The organism is Nocardioides ginkgobilobae (assembly GCF_054781275.1).
The window spans coordinates 137,045-153,708 of the sequence record NZ_BAAGUS010000004.1 but is presented as its reverse complement, the minus strand read 5'-3'; the positions used below and the strand labels follow the sequence as shown (position 1 = coordinate 153,708).

Annotated in this window: 19 protein-coding genes; 2 read left to right on the top strand and 17 right to left on the bottom strand. The window is 72.9% G+C overall.

Annotation, left to right across the window (positions count from 1 at the left end):
- Positions 1-16 precede the first annotated feature (16 nt).
- The 9 genes from ACYVID_RS05875 to pdxT form a co-directional block, all read right to left on the bottom strand.
- Complete coding sequence (locus ACYVID_RS05875; RefSeq protein WP_460735338.1) at positions 17-571, bottom strand: adenine phosphoribosyltransferase; 555 nt, start codon at positions 569-571, stop codon at positions 17-19.
- 10 nt (positions 572-581) lie between these two features.
- Positions 582-1,814 (bottom strand): protein translocase subunit SecF, encoded by a 1,233-nt coding sequence (secF, locus tag ACYVID_RS05870; RefSeq protein ID WP_460735337.1) that lies wholly within the window; start codon positions 1,812-1,814, stop codon positions 582-584.
- Positions 1,814-3,652, bottom strand: a complete 1,839-nt coding sequence (gene secD / locus ACYVID_RS05865; protein WP_460735335.1) for a protein translocase subunit SecD — start codon at positions 3,650-3,652, stop codon at positions 1,814-1,816. The genes secF and secD overlap by 1 nt, the downstream gene beginning before the upstream one ends.
- Before the next feature lie 5 nt (positions 3,653-3,657).
- Positions 3,658-3,984 (bottom strand): preprotein translocase subunit YajC, encoded by a 327-nt coding sequence (gene yajC / locus ACYVID_RS05860; RefSeq protein WP_460735334.1) that lies wholly within the window; start codon positions 3,982-3,984, stop codon positions 3,658-3,660.
- A 79-nt stretch (positions 3,985-4,063) separates the two neighbouring features.
- Positions 4,064-5,122, bottom strand: a complete 1,059-nt coding sequence (ruvB, locus tag ACYVID_RS05855; protein ID WP_460735494.1) for a Holliday junction branch migration DNA helicase RuvB — start codon at positions 5,120-5,122, stop codon at positions 4,064-4,066.
- Positions 5,123-5,184: 62 nt separating this feature from the next.
- Complete coding sequence (gene ruvA, locus ACYVID_RS05850; RefSeq protein ID WP_460735331.1) at positions 5,185-5,793, bottom strand: Holliday junction branch migration protein RuvA; 609 nt, start codon at positions 5,791-5,793, stop codon at positions 5,185-5,187.
- Positions 5,790-6,347 carry a crossover junction endodeoxyribonuclease RuvC gene (gene ruvC / locus ACYVID_RS05845; RefSeq protein ID WP_460735329.1) on the bottom strand — a complete coding sequence of 186 codons (558 nt, stop codon included), beginning with the start codon at positions 6,345-6,347 and terminating at the stop codon, positions 5,790-5,792. The genes ruvA and ruvC overlap by 4 nt, the downstream gene beginning before the upstream one ends.
- A gap of 153 nt (positions 6,348-6,500) precedes the next feature.
- Complete coding sequence (locus ACYVID_RS05840; RefSeq protein ID WP_460735327.1) at positions 6,501-7,268, bottom strand: YebC/PmpR family DNA-binding transcriptional regulator; 768 nt, start codon at positions 7,266-7,268, stop codon at positions 6,501-6,503.
- 30 nt (positions 7,269-7,298) lie between these two features.
- The gene (gene pdxT / locus ACYVID_RS05835; RefSeq protein WP_460735325.1) at positions 7,299-7,916 is read right to left on the bottom strand and encodes a pyridoxal 5'-phosphate synthase glutaminase subunit PdxT; all 618 of its coding nucleotides are present in this window, start codon (positions 7,914-7,916) and stop codon (positions 7,299-7,301) included.
- 22 nt (positions 7,917-7,938) lie between these two features.
- Here pdxT and ACYVID_RS05830 point away from each other — a divergent pair, with 22 nt between their 5' ends.
- Positions 7,939-8,733, top strand: a complete 795-nt coding sequence (locus ACYVID_RS05830; RefSeq protein ID WP_460735323.1) for a hypothetical protein — start codon at positions 7,939-7,941, stop codon at positions 8,731-8,733.
- A gap of 34 nt (positions 8,734-8,767) precedes the next feature.
- On the opposite strand, the gene pdxS is transcribed toward ACYVID_RS05830, so the two are convergent.
- From pdxS to ACYVID_RS05815, 3 genes are read right to left on the bottom strand one after another with little or no spacing between them, the layout of a single operon-like run.
- Positions 8,768-9,697, bottom strand: coding sequence for a pyridoxal 5'-phosphate synthase lyase subunit PdxS (gene pdxS, locus ACYVID_RS05825; protein WP_300643241.1), 930 nt, complete (start codon positions 9,695-9,697; stop codon positions 8,768-8,770).
- A 47-nt stretch (positions 9,698-9,744) separates the two neighbouring features.
- A complete protein-coding gene (pgsA, locus tag ACYVID_RS05820; protein WP_460735492.1) occupies positions 9,745-10,335 on the bottom strand; it encodes a phosphatidylinositol phosphate synthase in 591 nt (196 codons plus the stop codon).
- Positions 10,336-10,387: 52 nt separating this feature from the next.
- On the bottom strand, positions 10,388-11,188 hold the full coding sequence (locus ACYVID_RS05815) for an inositol monophosphatase family protein (RefSeq protein WP_460735321.1): 801 nt from the start codon (positions 11,186-11,188) through the stop codon (positions 10,388-10,390).
- Positions 11,189-11,301: 113 nt separating this feature from the next.
- Between ACYVID_RS05815 and ACYVID_RS05810 the strand changes: the two genes are divergently transcribed.
- A complete protein-coding gene (locus ACYVID_RS05810) occupies positions 11,302-11,436 on the top strand; it encodes a hypothetical protein (protein WP_460735319.1) in 135 nt (44 codons plus the stop codon).
- Positions 11,437-11,469: 33 nt separating this feature from the next.
- Here the strand turns inward: ACYVID_RS05810 and ACYVID_RS05805 are convergent, their stop codons facing one another.
- The 5 genes from ACYVID_RS05805 to ACYVID_RS05785 form a co-directional block, all read right to left on the bottom strand.
- Positions 11,470-12,000, bottom strand: a complete 531-nt coding sequence (locus tag ACYVID_RS05805) for an HIT family protein (RefSeq protein ID WP_460735317.1) — start codon at positions 11,998-12,000, stop codon at positions 11,470-11,472.
- Entirely contained in the window at positions 11,997-12,743 is a 747-nt protein-coding gene (locus ACYVID_RS05800) for a TetR/AcrR family transcriptional regulator (protein ID WP_460735315.1), read from the bottom strand. Before ACYVID_RS05800 ends, ACYVID_RS05805 begins: the two co-directional genes overlap by 4 nt.
- A gap of 37 nt (positions 12,744-12,780) precedes the next feature.
- On the bottom strand, positions 12,781-14,496 hold the full coding sequence (locus tag ACYVID_RS05795; RefSeq protein WP_460735313.1) for an FAD-dependent oxidoreductase: 1,716 nt from the start codon (positions 14,494-14,496) through the stop codon (positions 12,781-12,783).
- Between the two features lie 34 nt (positions 14,497-14,530).
- Positions 14,531-15,511, bottom strand: coding sequence for an AurF N-oxygenase family protein (locus ACYVID_RS05790; RefSeq protein ID WP_460735311.1), 981 nt, complete (start codon positions 15,509-15,511; stop codon positions 14,531-14,533).
- A gap of 130 nt (positions 15,512-15,641) precedes the next feature.
- On the bottom strand, positions 15,642-16,664 hold the full coding sequence (locus ACYVID_RS05785) for a glycoside hydrolase family 25 domain-containing protein (RefSeq protein ID WP_460735309.1): 1,023 nt from the start codon (positions 16,662-16,664) through the stop codon (positions 15,642-15,644).

The following is a 16,664-nucleotide window of genomic DNA, read 5'->3' as shown; positions in this document are numbered from 1 at the left end:
CCGGCCAGGAGAGGTCTCAGCCGACGGTGAGCAGGCTGGTGACCTCGACGTCCCCGAGCGCCTCGCGCCACGGGAGGAACGCGAGGTCCATCAGGACCGCGACCCCGACGACAGTCGCTCCGCACGCCTCGACCAGGTCGGCCGTGGCCCGGGCGGTGCCGCCGGTGGCGAGCACGTCGTCGACCAGCAGCACCCGGTCCCCCGGCGCCACGGCGTCGCGGTGCAGCTCGAGGGTGGCGGAGCCGTACTCCAGGTCGTAGGAGACCGCGTGCACCTCGCGCGGCAGCTTGCCGGCCTTGCGCACCGGGACGAAACCGGCACCGAGGGCCAGGGCGACGGGGGCGGCGAGGATGAAGCCCCGCGCCTCCATGCCGACCACGACGTCGACCCGGGGAGCGCCGTCGGGGTGCACGCCTGCCGAGGCCAGCCCGGCCACGACGGCCGACAGGCCGGCGGGGTCGGCCAGCACCGGGGTGATGTCCTTGAAGACCACACCCGGCTCGGGGTGGTCGGGCACGTCCACGACCAGGCGCGCGAGCGCCTCGCGCGCCCGGTCGAGGGCGTCGGTCACCGGGTGGTCCCTACTTCTTGCCGCGCTGCGAGCGGGGCTTGCGGCTGGGCTGCTGGCGCCCGGCGGCACCGCTCTGCCCCACCTCGCCCCGGGTCTTGGGCACGTTGCGTCCACGACCCATCGGCTCGTGGGTGGTCACGGGCGGCGGGGCCTGGCGGGCGGGCGCCGGGGCGGTGCCGTCCTCCGAGGGCGGGGCGCTGCCGGGGTCGTTGGCGATCGGCATGTCCTCGGCGAAGCTCGGCACCGTCGCGTAGCGGTCGGCCCGACGAAGCCGGGCGGCCGCGCGGTTCTCGTGCTCGGCGATGTCCTTCTCCCCCGACTTCAGGTGCACCAGGATGCGCGGCGCCAGCACCACGGAGGAGTAGACGCCCGCGGCCATGCCGACGAACTGCGAGAGCGCGAGGTCCTGCAGCGAGGAGGCACCCAGCTGGACGGCGCTGACGTAGAGGATCGCGCCGATCGGGATGAGGGCCACGATGCCGGTGTTGATCGAGCGCACCAGCGTCTGGTTGACCGCGAGGTTCGCCGCGTCGGAGTAGGTCTGGCCGGGACGGCGGAACTCACGGGTGTTCTCGCGGACCTTGTCGAAGACAACGACGGTGTCGTAGAGCGAGAAGCCGAGGATCGCCAGCAGACCGGTGACCGCCGAGGGCGTCACGGGGAAGCCGGAGAGGGCGTAGACCCCGACGGTGATGGCGATGTCGTGGGCCAGTGCGGCGAGCGCGGCCACCGACATCTTCCACTCACGGAAGTAGAGGGCGATGAAGATCATCACCAGGACGAGGAACACGCCCACGCCGAGCGCGGCCCGCTGGGCGACCTGGGTGCCCCAGCTGGCGCCGATCTCGTCCTGGGAGATCTGGTCGCTCACCGGGACGGTGCTGGTGATGACCTCGACGACGGAGTCGCTGGCCTCGGGGGTCAGGTCCTCGACCTGGATGAGGATCGACTGGCCGGAGGTGGTGACCACCGGGGTGTCGGCACCCTCGATGCCGGCGTCGGCGATCGCGGCGCGCAGCTCGTCGGCGTTGTCCTGGGTGACGTCGGAGGCGGCCAGCGGGACGCGGTACTGCGTGCCGCCGGTGAACTCGATGCCGAAGTTGAGGCCCTTGATGAGGACGACGGCGAGTGCCGCGCCGACCAGGACCAGCGAGATGGCGTACCAGAGCGGACGACGGTTGACGAAGTCGATCGACTTCCGCCCGTTGTAGAGCTCGTTGCCGAGCCGGGAGAACTTGCCCATCAGGCCTTACCTCCAGCCGGCACGCGGTCCATGCCGAGGGTCTCGGGACTCAGGCCGGACAGGCGCCCGCCCCCGTTGAAGAAGCGGTAGCGCGCGAGGTACGAGACGGCCGGCCGCGTGAAGAAGAAGAGCACCAGCAGGTCGATGATCGTCGAGAGGCCCAGGGCGAAGCCGAAGCCCTTCACCGCACCGGTCGCGAAGATGTAGAGCACCAGCGCGGAGAGCAGGGAGACCGTGTTGGCCGCGAGCCGGGTGACCCGGGCACGACGCCAGCCGCTCTCCACCGCGACCCGCATCGACTTCCCGTCACGCATCTCGTCACGGATGCGCTCGAAGAAGAGGATGAAGGAGTCGGCGGTGACACCCACGGCGATGATGAAGCCCGCGATGCCCGGCAGCGTCAGCGTGAAGCCGGCCGTCTCGCTGAGCAGCAGCACCGCGGCGTACGTCGCGGCGGCAGCCACGGCCAGGGAGCCCAGCACCACGAGGCCGAGCCCGCGGTAGTAGATCAGGCAGTAGATCATCACCAGCGCCAGGCCCAGCCCGCCGGCCCACAGACCCGCGGAGAGCTGGTCGCCGGCGAGCGAGGGGCCGATGGTCTCGACCGAGACGTCGTCCTCGAACTCGATGGGCAGCGAGCCGTAGCGCAGGCTGGTGGCCAGGCTGTTGGCGGTGGTCTCGGTGAAGTCGCCGCTGATCTGCGCGTTGCCGTCGAGGATCCGGCCCTCCATCGTGGGGGCGGAGAGCACCTGCCCGTCGAGCACGATCGCGAACTGCTTCTCGGTGCCGACCAGGGCGGTGGAGATCTCGCCGAAGGTGTCGGTGCCCGCGCCGTTGAAGGAGAGGGTGACGACGTAGTTGACCTGGTTCTGCGGGATGGCAGCGCCGGCGTCGTCGAGGTCGGTGCCCTCGATCATGGAGGCCGACAGGAGGTAGGCGATGCCGTCCTCGTCGCAGGTGATGAGCGGCGCGGCCGGGGTGTCCTCCATGACGGAGACCGCTCCCGGGTCCTGGCAGCCGCCGGAAGCGACGAAGGCGTTGAAGGCGTCCACGCAGGCGGTGGTCGGGTTGTCGATCCACTCCAGCGGGCGCTCGGTCAGCTCGTCCTCGGCCGCCGCGGCGACGCAGGCCTCGTAGGGGTCGCCCTGGTCGCCAGCCTGGCCGCCACCCTGGCCGTTGCCCTGGTCGCCACCCTGGCCGTTGCCCTGGTCGCCACCCTGGCCGTTGCCCTGGTCGCCCTCTTGGGGGGACGCGCTGGGGCTGGGGCTGGTCGACTCACCGGACATCCGCGCCCACGCACCGAGCGCCGCGCGGTTGTTGCCCTGGGTGCCGTCCTGCTGGCCGTCCTGCTGGCCGTCCTGCTGGCCGTCCTGCTGGCCGCCCTGCTCGCCTCCGGCGCCCGGGGTGAGGGACTCCACGTCCAGACCCTCCGGCAGCCCCTCGGGCAGGCCGGTGGTGGTGCTGCACCGCCCGTCGACGGTGGAGCAGGCGACCAGGCGGAAGCGCAGCTGGGCCGTGCGCTGCACGGTCTCGACGAGGTCGCGGCTGTTCTCACCGGGGATCTCGACGACGATGATGTCGCCACCCTCGGTGACGACGTCGGCCTCGGCCACACCGGAGCCGTTGACCCGGTCGTCGATGATCTGGCGGGCCTCCTCGAGGCTGTCGGACTCGACGTCCTCGTTGGCGGCGACCAGCGTGATGCGGGTGCCGCCCTGGAGGTCGAGCCCCAGCTGCGGCTTCCAGGACCCGGCGAGTGCCACCAGGCCGAAGGCGACCGCCAGGGCCAGGAAGAACACCACGAGGGTGCGACCCGGCCGGACCATGTTGCGTGCCATGTACGTCAGTTCTCCTCCGGGGTCGGCGTCGGCCGCTCCCCTGGCTCGTCGGTCCCGAGCTCGTCGGTCCGGGGCTCGTCGATCCGGCGACCGACCGCACCGCGCGCGACCCTGATGGTCACGCCGGGGGCGATCTCGAGCCCGATCGTCTCGTCGTCCACCGAGGTGAGCGTGCCCAGGACACCCGAGGTCAGCATCACCTCGTCGCCCACGTCCAGTGCCTGCTGCATCGACTGGAGCTGCTTGGCCCGCCGCTGCTGCGGCCGGATCAGGAGGAGCCAGAAGATGAGGGCGATGGCCAGGAACGGCAGGAGTGCCGCGAGGTCCTGCACGACGACGTACCTCTCAGGCGAGGGTGTGGGTGGACAACGGCCGCCCCGGGGGACGGCCGTCGGGAAGTGTAACCGCGGGCTACTCCGCGTCGAACAACGCGGGGTCGCCACCCTGCGCGGCGGACGGCGGCACCGCGAGACCGAGGTGCGTCCAGGCGGCAGGCGTCGCGACCCGTCCGCGCGGGGTGCGGGCGAGGAAGCCCAGGCGGACCAGGAACGGCTCGGCGACCTCCTCGACGGTCTCGCGCTCCTCCCCGACCGCCACGGCCAAGGTGGAGATGCCCACTGGTCCCCCGCCGAAACGACGGCACAGGGCGTCGAGGACCCCTCGGTCCAGGCGGTCCAGCCCGAGCGGGTCGACCTCGTAGAGGTCCAGCGCACGCTCTGCCACGTCGCGGGTGACCAGACCGTCGGCGCGCACCTGGGCGTAGTCGCGCACCCGGCGCAGCAACCGGTTGGCGATGCGCGGGGTCCCGCGCGAGCGGGAGGCGATCTCGGCGGCGCCGTCGGCGGTGAGCGCGACGTCCAGCAGCCGGGCCGAGCGGTGGACGATTAGGTCGAGGTCGGCAGGGTCGTAGAACTCCAGCTGGGCGGTGAAGCCGAAGCGGTCGCGCAGCGGGCCCGGGAGCAGCCCCGCCCGGGTGGTGGCCCCGACGAGGGTGAAGGGCGGGATGTCGAGCGGGATCGCGGTCGCGCCGGGCCCCTTGCCGATGACGACGTCGACCCGGAAGTCCTCCATCGCCATATAGAGCATCTCCTCGGCGGGGCGCGACATGCGGTGGATCTCGTCGATGAAGAGCACGTCGCCCTCGTTCATCCCCGACAAGATGGCCGCGAGGTCCCCGGCGTGGGTGATCGCGGGGCCGCTGGTGAGCCGCAGCGGGGCGCCCATCTCGTGGGCGATGATCATCGCCAGGGTGGTCTTGCCGAGGCCGGGCGGGCCCGAGAGCAGGACGTGGTCGGGGGCGCGGCCGCGCAGCCGCGCCGCCTCGAGCACCAGCCCGAGCTGGTCGCGCACGCGGTGCTGGCCCACGACCTCCTCCAGGCTGCGCGGGCGCAGCGCGGCCTCCACGGCACGCTCGTCACCGTCCGCCTCCGCGGCCACGAGCGAGCGGAGGTGGTCGTGCTCGCCCCGCACGAGCGGGTCGAGGGGGTCGAGGTCGTGCCGGCCGTCGTGACGGGTGTCCTCGTGCACGCGGCTCACGCCCTCGACAGCGTGCGCAGGGCGGCACGGAGCAGCGAGGCGACGTCGGGCGCCTCGCCCGCGGTGGGCGCGACCTCGTCGACCGCGCGGTCGGCGTCCTTGACCGACCAGCCCAGGCCCTGCAGGCCCTGGCGCACCTGGTCACGCCACGCCTCGGCGGGGACGGCGGCCGCCACCGGGCGCTGGCCGACCGGGGCGCCGATCCGGTCCTTGAGCTCGAGGATGATGCGCTGGGCGCCCTTCTGGCCGATGCCCGGCACCCGGGTGAGGGTCTTGACGTCCTCGGAGCCGACGGCCCGGCGCAGGTCGTCGGGGCCGAGCACGGCCAGCATCGCCTGGGCCAGCTTGGGCCCGACGCCGCTGGCGGTCTGCAGCAGCTCGAAGCAGGTGCGCTCGTCCTCGTCGAGGAACCCGAAGAGGGTCAGGGAGTCCTCGCGGACGACCAGGGAGGCGGGCAGCGTCGCGGTCTGGCCGGTGCCGACCTTCGGCGAGAGCGTCGCCAGCGTGCCCGGTGTGCACAGCAGCTCGAGCCCGAGGCCGCCGACCTCGACGACGGCGGTGGACAGGGTGACGGCGGCGACCGGGCCGCGGACGTAGGCGATCATCGGCGGGCTGCTCCTCTGCTCGTGGTGGCGGTGCGCGCACGGGCCAGCTGCTCGAGCCGGGCCTGCTCCAGGCGGGCCTGGGCGCCTCCGCGCCAGATGTGGGTGATGGCCAGCGCCAGCGCGTCGGCCGCGTCGGCCGGCTTCGGCGGGCTGTCCAGGCGCAGGATCCGGGTGACCATGAGGCCGACCTGGTCCTTGGTCGCCCGACCGCTGCCGGAGACCGCGGCCTTGACCTCGCTGGGGGTGTGGAGCGCGACGGGGAGCCCTCGGCGGGCCGCGCACACCAGGGCGATCCCGCTGGCCTGGGCGGTGCCCATGACCGTGCTGACGTCGGAGCGGGCGAAGACCCGCTCCACCGCCACGGCGTCGGGGCGGTGCTCCTCGATCCAGGCGTCGATGCCCTTCTCGATGCTCACCAGGCGCTGCGCGACCGGCAGGTCGGAGCTGGTGCGGATGACGTTGACGTCGACCAGGTCCAGCGGGCGCCCCACGGAGCCGGAGACGACGCCCATGCCGCAACGGGTCAGGCCCGGGTCGATCCCCAGCACGCGCACCCGGGGCACCTCCCTCGTCAGCGGTCGAACGTGTGTTCGCAACGCTAGACCGTGTCCGGGACACGACCGGGTCTCGACACGCGGGTCGCGGGTCCGTTCCTCACCCACGCCGCTCGCTCGACCACCGATGGTCTCCGACCCGGCTCCGCCGGGTCAGAGATCCGCTGCCTCCATGACCTCGTCGGGGATGTCGGCGTTGGTGAAGACGTTCTGCACGTCGTCGAGGTCGTCAACGGCGTCGACCAGCTTGAAGACCTTCGCCGCCACGTCGGGCTCGCCCACGGGGATGTCGAGCTGGGCGACGAACTGGACCTCGGCGGAGTCGTAATCGATGCCGGCGTCCTGCAGCGAGGTGCGGACCGCGACCACGTCGGAGGGACCGGACTGGACCTCGAAGCTGTCGCCGTGGTCCTTGACCTCCTCGGCGCCGGCGTCCAGCGTCGCCTCGAGCACGTCGTCCTCGGAGACCTCCTTGGCCTCCTGGGACTTCGGCACCACGACGACGCCCTTGCGCTCGAACAGGCGCGAGACCGAGCCCGGGTCGGCCATCGTGCCGCCGTTGCGGGTCACCGCGGTGCGGACCTCCATCGCGGCGCGGTTGCGGTTGTCGGTGAGGCACTCCACGAGCAGGGCGACGCCCTGGGGGCCGTAGACCTCGTACATGATCGTCTCGTAGTCGACCCCGCCGCCCTCGAGGCCGCCGCCGCGCTTGACCGCGGAGTCGATGTTCTTGTTGGGGACCGACTGCTTCTTGGCCTTCTGGATGGCGTCGTAGAGCGTCGGGTTGCCGGCCGGGTCGGGGCCGCCCATCTTCGCGGCGATCTCGATGTTCTTGATCAGCTTGGCGAACAGCTTGCCGCGCTTGGCGTCGATCGCGGCCTTCTTGTGCTTCGTGGTCGCCCACTTGGAGTGCCCGGACATGCCTCTTCCTTCTCCGCTCTCGGGAGGCCCTCAGGAGCCTCGGACCAGGTCCACGAACAGGCCGTGCACCCGGGAGTCCTCCCCCACCTCGGGGTGGAACGACGTCGCCACCAGGTTCCCCTGGCGGACCGCGACGATCCTACCGGCGGCCGCTCCCGCGGTGCTGTCGTGGTCGATGCGGGCCAGCACCTGCACGTGGGGGCCGACCTCCTCGACCCAGGGCGCCCGGATGAAGACGCCGTGGACGGGCTCGGCCAGCCCCTCGACCCGGACCGGCCCCTCGAAGGAGTCGACCTGACGACCGAAGGCGTTGCGCCGCACGGTCATGTCGATGCCGCCGAAGGTCTCCTGGCCCGGCGCCCCGTCGAGGACCCGGTCGGCGAGGAGGATCATCCCGGCACAGGTGCCCAGGACCGGCAGGCCGGCGCGGATGCGCGCCCGGAGCGGCTCGAGCAGCTCGAACGTGCGGGCCAGCCGCGCGATGGTCGTGGACTCCCCGCCGGGCAGCACCAGCGCGTCGACGGCGGCCAGCTCCTCGGGGCGGCGCACCCGGGTCGTGGCCACGCCGAGGCGCTCGAGCGCGGCGGCGTGCTCCCGGACGTCACCCTGCAGGGACAGCACGCCGACGAACGGGGACGAGGAGGACACCGGATGAGCCTAGGCTGGGCGGGTGCTCCCCCGACGGGTGGTCCCGGTGACCGCGCTGCTGCTCTCACTGGCGCCGCTCGGGGCCTGCAGCGACGACGGGACGGCCACGACCCCGAGACCGTTGGCGTCGGTGGCTCCGGGGACCGCGACGGCCGCGCCGACGGCGACCGAGGACCCGGCCGGGGCAGGGACGGTCCAGCCGGAGGACGAGGCGCAGGCGGCGTACCTCGCCTGGCTGGGCGCGCTCGCGGCCCGGGACGCGGAGCTCGCGTGCGCGATCCAGCACCCGGAGCTCACCATCGCGCTGCGGCAGGAGGCGATCTTGGTCGGCAGGGCCCGGCTCGGCGACCCGTGCACGGGCTTCGAGGCGCTGCTGTGGGAGGACCCGCAGCGCGAGACCGGCCCGGTCTCGGTGGAGACGACGACGCTGACCGGGGAGAAGGCGGTGCTGGCGGTCGGGTTCGGGGCGAGCGCGGTCACGGTGGAGCTGGAGTACCAGCGCGCGGCCTGGCGGGTGCTCTCGGAGGAGCCGCGCACCCTCAGCAGCCCGGCGACCCGGCGCTGGGTCGAGCGCTGGTGCGACCTTCGGACCGGGATGGACCGTGGGGAGCTGGAGGAGCTGATGGGTCCGGCGAGCGGGACCTACTCGCTCCTCGACGGGGGCGAGCCGCAGGTCTACTGGACCGACCGGCAGTACGACTTCCGCGCGTACCTCACCGAGGTCACGCCTGCCGGCACGGCATTGGACCTCGTGGGCGACTACGACGCCCTGTCGAGCACCGACCGGGAGCAGCTGGACTGCCCCGAGCTGCGCTGACTCCGGGGCCGGGCGCGCTGCTCGGGGCCGGTGCTCACCAGCCGCGCTCGGCCAGGCGGTGCGGCTGCGGGATGTCCTCGACGTTGATGCCGACCATGGCCTCGCCGAGGCCACGCGAGACCTTGGCGACCATCGCCGGGTCGTCGTGGAAGGTCGTGGCCTTGACGATGGCCTCGGCGCGCTGGGCCGGGTTGCCGGACTTGAAGATGCCCGAGCCCACGAAGACGCCGTCGGCGCCGAGCTGCATCATCATCGCGGCGTCGGCCGGGGTGGCGATACCGCCGGCCGTGAACAGGACGACGGGGAGCTTGCCGGTGGTGGCGACCTCGCGGACCAGCTCGTAGGGCGCCTGCAGCTCCTTGGCCGCGACGTAGAGCTCGTCCTCGGTCAGGGCGCCGAGGCGGCGGATCTCGCCGAGGATGGTGCGCATGTGGGTGACGGCGTTGGAGACGTCGCCGGTGCCGGCCTCGCCCTTGGAGCGGATCATCGCCGCGCCCTCGGTGATGCGGCGCAGAGCCTCGCCCAGGTTGGTGGCGCCGCAGACGAAGGGCACGGTGAACTGCCACTTGTCGATGTGGTTGGCGTAGTCGGCCGGGGTCAGCACCTCGGACTCGTCGATGTAGTCCACGCCGAGGCTCTGGATGACCCGGGCCTCCATGAAGTGCCCGATGCGCGCCTTGGCCATGACCGGGATCGAGACGGCCTCGATGATGCCGTCGATCATGTCGGGGTCGCTCATGCGCGAGACGCCGCCCTGGGCGCGGATGTCGGCCGGGACCCGCTCGAGCGCCATGACGGCCACGGCGCCGGCGTCCTCGGCGATCTTCGCCTGCTCGGCGTTGACCACGTCCATGATCACGCCGCCCTTGAGCATCTCGGCCATGCCCCGCTTGACGCGGGTGGTGCCGGTGCCGGCGCTCTGCTCGGGGGTGCTCGCGGCGGGGGTCTCGTGCGTGTCGGCCATGCCTCAGATCGTACGGCGCCGGGCCGCACGACCCCACGTCGGGAGCGTCACGCGGACGGGGGCGCCGCGGCGTCGAGGGCCAGCGCCTGGCGGCGGACCTTGAGGATCCGGAAGACGACGGTGTAGGTGTTCGCGAAGGCAAGGATCCACAGGGCGGCGTACATCAGGACCGGCAGGTCGAAGATCGCCCCGAGCCCGGTCGCGACGAGGATGAGCACGAGCCGGTCGGCACGCTCGGCCAGCCCGCCCTTGGCGTCCATCCCGAGGGACTCCGCGCGGGCGCGGGCGTAGGAGGTCACCGAGCCCATGACCAGGCAGTAGAGCGACAGCGACAGGTAGAGCCGGGAGTCGCCGTCGCCGGCGAAGTAGAGCACCAGGCCGCCGAAGACCGCGCCGTCGCCGATCCGGTCGAGCGTGGAGTCCCAGAAGGCGCCGAACTTGGAGGAGCGGCCCAGCTGGCGGGCCATCGCCCCGTCGACGAGGTCGCTGAAGACGAAGGCGGTGATGACCAGCACGCCGGTCAGCAGCATCCCCTGGGGGAAGAAGACCAGCGCGCCGGCGGCCACACCCAGGGTGCCGACGAGCGTCACGGCGTCCGGGCTGACGCCCAGCCGGATGAAGAGCCGCACGAACGGCATCAGCACGACGCCCTGCCAGAACCCCTTGAACCTGTCCAACACGGCGCTGACCCTACGGCCCCTGGAGGCCGAGCAGCGCGTCGGCGGCCTCGGCCACCGCCGTGGGCACCCCGGCGAGGTACCACGTGCGGCCGGCGGCCTCGACGTGGCGCACCGACCCGCCGAGGGTGGTGAGGATCGCCGCGCCCGGCTGCCAGTCCCACGCCGGCACGCTGTGCTGGCAGACCAGGTGCAGCCGGCCCTCGGCCACGGCCATGGCGTCGAGGGTGCCCGAGCCGAGCATCCGCAGCGTCGCCGCCCGCCCCACGACGCGGGCGAACGCCTCGCCGACGAGGGTGCCGAGGTACGGCGGGTGGAGGTACGTCGCCACGCAGGAGCCGGCCAGGGCCCGGTCCTCCAGCGGCGCCATCGCCACGCCGTTGCGGGTCGGCGGGACGTCGCGGCCCCCGACGTACGTCGTGGCGGTGGCCTCGTGGCGCACCGCCCCGAGCACCGGGACGTCCCCGTCGGACCCGTTCTCGCAGAGGGCCAGCGCGGTGCACCACCAGTCCAGGCCCTGGGCGAAGTTGTAGGTGCCGTCGACCGGGTCGACCACCCAGGTGCGGCCCGACGACGAGGGGCGCGCGGTCCCCTCCTCCCCCACGAGCCCGTCCTGGGGCCGCTGCGCCAGCAGCAGGGCGGCGACGAGCTCCTCGGCGGCGTGGTCGGCGTTGGTCACGACGTCCGACAGCGAGGTCTTGCTGCGGGTCTGCAGGCCGCGCGTGCGCTGCTCGGCGGCCACGGCCGCCGCGCGCTCCACGATCTCGACGGCCAGGGCACGGTCATCGGCTGCTGCGGACCTGCGATCGCTCACCCGGGAAGGCTAGCCATCCTCCCCGTCCGGCACGTGACACGCAGGTGACGGCGGCATGTGCGCGTAGGGTCGTGGGACGGGGCCATCCAGGCCCCCCAGCAGAGGGTCCGCACATGAGCGACAAGTCGCCCGGGCACGGCAAGTCCCCCAAGGGGAAGTCCATCAAGGAGAAGCGCGCCGACAAGCGCGCCAAGGCGGCGGGGTCCGACGCGGTCGACCCCGTGGCACAGCTGGGCAAGAAGCGCTGAGCGAGCAGCACTGAGCAGCCGTCGCCTCGCGGGTCACCGCCAGGCGTCGGCCAGCAGCGCCCGGGTGTCGCCGAGCAGCTCGGGCAGGGTCTTGGTGCGCCCGATGATCGGCATGAAGTTCTGGTCGCCGGGCCAGCGTGGCACGACGTGCTGGTGCAGGTGGGCGGCGATACCGGCGCCGGCGACCTCGCCCTGGTTCATGCCGAGGTTGAACCCGCCCGCCCTGGAGACGTGCCGCACCGTGCGCATGGCCGCGCGCGTGAGGTCGGCGATCTCGGCGGCCTCCTCGTCGGTGGTCTCGGTGTAGTCGGCGACGTGCCGGTAGGGGCAGACCATGAGGTGCCCCGGCGAGTAGGGGTAGAGGTTGAGGAGCACGAAGGCCAGCCGGCCCCGGCGCACGACCAGCCCCTCGTCGTCGGAGAGGCTCGGGACGCGGCAGAAGGGGCACTGGTCCGAGGTGGCGTCGGCGGGCTTGTTCTCGCCGCGGATGTAGGCCATGCGGTGCGGGGTCCAGAGCCGGTCGAGGTGGTCGGACTCCCCCACGCCGTCCTGGTGCAGGCTCACACGCGGTCCTGGGCCGACTGGTCCTGGGCCGACTGGTCCTGGGCCGCCGAGGCGAGCAGCTCGTCGACCGGCTGGTCGCGGTGCAGCTCGAGGCCGAGCGAGCGGGCGTGGCCGTCGAGGATGTACCAGACCGAGTCGGTCACGAGCGAGACCAGCACCGGCGCCGAGGGTGCCCGCTCGGGGCGCGCCATCCAGCGGCGTACAGCGCTGAAGACCGCGCCGACGAGCCCGAAGACCAGGGGGTCGACCGCGTCGGCCTCGTCCTGGGACATCTCGACGCCCAGCAGCTCGACGGCGGTCGAGATCAGCTCGACGACCTGGTGCGCGATCTTCTCGATGCCCTGCTGGAGCGGGCCGGTGCCGTCGACGGAGGAGTCCTGCTCGGCCAGCCGGTGCAGCGCGGGGTGGGCCACGGCCCAGGAGACGTAGGTGGAGACGATCCGCTCGATGATCTGCGGGATCGTGCCCTCGAGGGTGACCGCCGGCAGCAGCTCGCCCGACAGGTCGTCGACGATCGCCGTCTGCACGGCCCGGTCGAGGTCGGAGCGGTCGGCGAAGTGCCGGTAGACCACCGTGCGGCTCAGGCCGGCCTGCTCGGCGATCTGCTGGACGTGCACCTCGGCGCCCGGCTCACCGCTCTCGACGACGGCGATGGCGGCGTCGAGGATGCGCTGGCGACGCTCCTGGTTGTGCCGGTCCCAGCGGGCCTGACGTCCGTCCGGCCGTGGCGGGCTGGTCGGCATCGGGCTCCCCTCGGGACGGTGGCGCGTGGCGGGCGCCTCAGCGTGGGCTGCGCACCCTCGGTCCCGAAGAGTACCGGGCGCGCCCCCGCTCGGGCTTCGCCGGGCCGCGCCGGGCGGCCACCGCGACCCGGAGCATCTCCTCGCGGTCGACGATCTTGGCCCGGACCCGTCCGCTGGCCGCGCCGCGACGGCGCTCCTCGGCGTCGATGGCGCGCCAGTCGGCGAGGTCGAGGACCGTGACGCCGCGGCTGGCGAGCAGCGCGGGCAGGTCGTCGGCATCGCGCGTCGGCGGGCTGGTGGTGCCGGCGTCGAGGTCGTCGAGCAGACGGTCCACCGTCTCCTGCGCGCAGGACTTGTTGGTGCCGATGAAGCCCGACGGACCGCGCTTGACCCAGCCGGCGACGTAGGTGCCGGGCTCGACCCGACCGTGGTCGCTCGGGACGGTGCCGGTGGCCGGGTCGTATGGCAGGTCGGTGACCTCGCGTCCGTGGTAGCCGACCGCGCGCAGCACCAGTCCGCACTCCAGCAGCTCGGTCTCCCCTGTCCCCTCGGCGCGCACCGCACCGTCGGCACCCGCGACCAGCCGGGTGCGCTCGACCTCGACCGCCTCGACCCGGGTCTCGCCCAGGACGGCGACCGGCTGGGCGAGGAAGCGCAGCACGATCCGGCGCCGCGCGGGGTCGACCGGCACGCCGGCGTCGTACGACGGCAGCAGGGCGAGCACCCGACCGACCGGCGTGTCCGCGGGCAGCGGCTCGCCGCCGAGGTCGACGACGACGTCGAGCAGGCCCTGGTCGACCAGGCCGACCAGGCCCACGAGCTCGGGCAGGGTGAAGGCGGCCTGGGCCGGCCCGCGACGGCCGAGCACGACCACCTCGCGCACGGCGCTCTGCGCGAGGACGGTCCAGGGCAGGCCGGCGACGTCGGTGCCGCGCAGCAGCTCGGGGTCCAGCGTCATCACGCGGGCCACGTCCAGGGCGACGTTGCCGTTGCCGACGACCACGACCCGGCCCGTGGGCGAGGACAGGTCGACGGCGAGGTCCTGGTGGTCGGGGTGACCGTTGTACCAACCGACGACCTCGGTGGCCGAGAGCGAGCCCGGGAGGTCCTCGCCGGGCACGCGCAGCGGCTTGTCGGCCGAGGCGCCGACGGTCCACACGACCGCGTCGTAGCGCTCGTCGAGCTCGGCGCGGGTCACGTCCCGGCCCACCTCGACACCGAGCAGGTAGCGGAAGCCGGGCAGCTCCTCGACCTGGGCGAAGAGCCGCTGGGTCTGCTTCGTGTGCTGGTGGTCGGGTGCGACCCCGGCCCGGACCAGCCCGTGCGGCGTGGGCAGCCGGTCGAGCACGTCCACGGAGAGCTCGGGGTGCTTGAGCAGCTCGTCGGCGGCGTACAGACCGGCGGGCCCGGCGCCCACGACCGCCACCCGGACGGGCCGGTCCGAGCGCAGGCGACGCTGCGGCGGGACGACCGCGACCGGGGTGCGGTCGGCGTGCGGGAAGACCTGGTAGTACTCCGCGTTCAGCCCGAGGAACGGCTGCTCGGCGGCGGTCAGCAGCGTGTGCGGCTTGATCGCGTCGACCGGGCAGGCCGTGGCGCAGGCGCCGCAGTCCACGCAGCCGGCCGGGTCGATGTAGAGCATCTCTGCGGTCGCGAAGTCCGGCTCACCGGGCGCGGGGTGGATGCAGTTGACCGGGCAGGCCACGACGCACGAGGCGTCGGAGCAGCAGGACTGGGTGACGACGTACGGCACGGCGCTCCCCCGGAGGCTCTCGGGCGGGGCCTGGTCAGGCGGCCGCGGACGCGGGCTCGCTGCGGAACCGCGAGGGCCGGCCGTCGATGCCCATCGCGCGCCACACGCGCTTGGAGGCGGGGTTCATCATCCCGGTGCTCTCGGCCAGCATCCGCACGTCGCCGAACAGGTCGCGCAGGAACTTCTGCGACTCCGGGGAGTCCCAGTAGACCTCCTTCATCACGTGCTTCGGGATGCCCATGTCCTTGCGCGCCTTCTTGCTCGGCACGAGGATCTCGTTGCACAGCCACTTCATGATGACCGGCACGAGCAGGCTCAGCACGATCCGCTCGCCGCGCTTGAGCCGCGGGGCCTTGTGCTCGAGGTACTGGTGCGCGAAGCCGATGTGGCGGGCCTCCTCGGCGACGTGGATCTGCATGATCCGCTGCAGCAGCGGGTGCATGTCGTTGCCCGCGCGCAGGATCGACTTCTGCACGTGGTCGATCGGCTCCTCGCCCGCGAGCACGCCGTAGAAGAAGCCGAACGGCACCCACTTGGCGGCCAGGGGGAGGAACGGCGCGACGGCGCGGAAGAGCAGCGAGCCACCCTGGACCGGCTGGCCCGAGCGGTTCACGAACTCCTGGAACATCTGGGTGTGGTGGCACTCCTCGGTCGCCTCGTGCGTGGAGTAGCGGAACTCCGCGGAGCCGTTGGGCAGCGAGAAGGCGTAGTTCATCAGCCCGGCGATGAGGATCTGCTCGAACTGCAGGCCGACCTTGGTCACGTTGGCCTGGCGGTAGAGCCCGATCCGGACCTGCTCGGCCTGCGGCAGCGACTGGTACCACTCGGTGCGGCCCAGCACGTCGGCCTTCGGCAGGATCCAGCGCGGGTCCGTCGGGTCGATGGCGTAGGCCGGGTCGTCCCAGGCGATGTCCTTGAAGGCGTCGAAGTGTTGGTGCACGGAGGCCTCGGACAGGGTCTGCAGGCGCTGCTCGTAGGTCGGCGCGGCGGTGGGCAGCTGGATGGGGATCTGCATCGCGGTCATCGTCGGGTCACCTCGTGGCTCGGGACGTCGTCGTCTGGGCTGGGGTGGAGCGTTGACAGCACGTTACTGCGACACGACGTCCGGAAACAAGGGTATGCGCGACATCGTGTCGCATTTAGTGTTACCCGTCAGTAACCCCGAACCACCGCCCGAGGTCCCGCGAGATGCCCGGACAGGTCAGGTTGAGGTCGCGGTCGTCCTCCAGCCACTGGCCCATCACGGGCTCGCCGCCCTGGATCGACCACTCGGGGCCGCAGCGGGAGAGCGCCTCCTCGCGTCCGCTCTCCCCCGCCGCCCGCCACTCGGGCACGCCGAGCGAGAGGTCGCCCACGATCTGCTCCCAGAGGTACGGCGTGGAGTAGACGCCCACGCGGTAGCCGGCGTCCTCGTAGCCGCGCCGGCTCCCCTCGACCACCGCCGCGTTCGCCACCGGGTCGTCGGACCACTCGAAGAGCGCCACGGGCTCGACGTCCAGCCACACGAAGGGGGTCTCGAGGCCGGCCGCCCGCATCGAGCGGATGTTGTAGAGCGCCTGCTGGTAGCCGATGTTGCGCAGGGCTCCCAGCGGGGTGGCCCCGTCGAAGGGGCCGTCGTCGCCGAAGCGCTCCAGTGCCGCGCGGTCGGGGTAGCTCAGGACGGCGTACGCCGAGATCAGCAGGCCCCGCTCGCGCACCCACGCGACCTGGTCGGCCAGGCAGGGGTTGGGGTAGAAGCCGGGACCGTTGGTGAGCCCGACGACGACGTACTCCGCCGAGGGCAGGGGCATGGGCAGGCCCAGCGTGCGCCGCTGCGGGATGCCGAGGCCGGGCGGGCACTGCGGCCACGACACGTCCCCGCCGAGCACGGGGCTGCCGTCGCGTGCGGGCACGGCGGGCTGCTCGCCCGCCAGCCCCTCGGCCAGCGCGGCGAGGTCGCGCATCGCCTCGACGTCGGCCAGCGCGAGCCCGTCGGCGCCGACCCGGCCCTCGTCGGAGTCCTCCCCGATGGCGGGGAACGGCGCGGGCGCGCCCGAGGGGCGCTCGGTCGCGACCACCTCGGGGAGGGCCGCGTCCTCACTCCCGCCCCCGCACGCCGAGAGCGCCAGGACGAGCACCACCAGCAGGCTCGCTCGCCCGCCGGTCGAGGTGCGAGCAGAGCGAGCCAC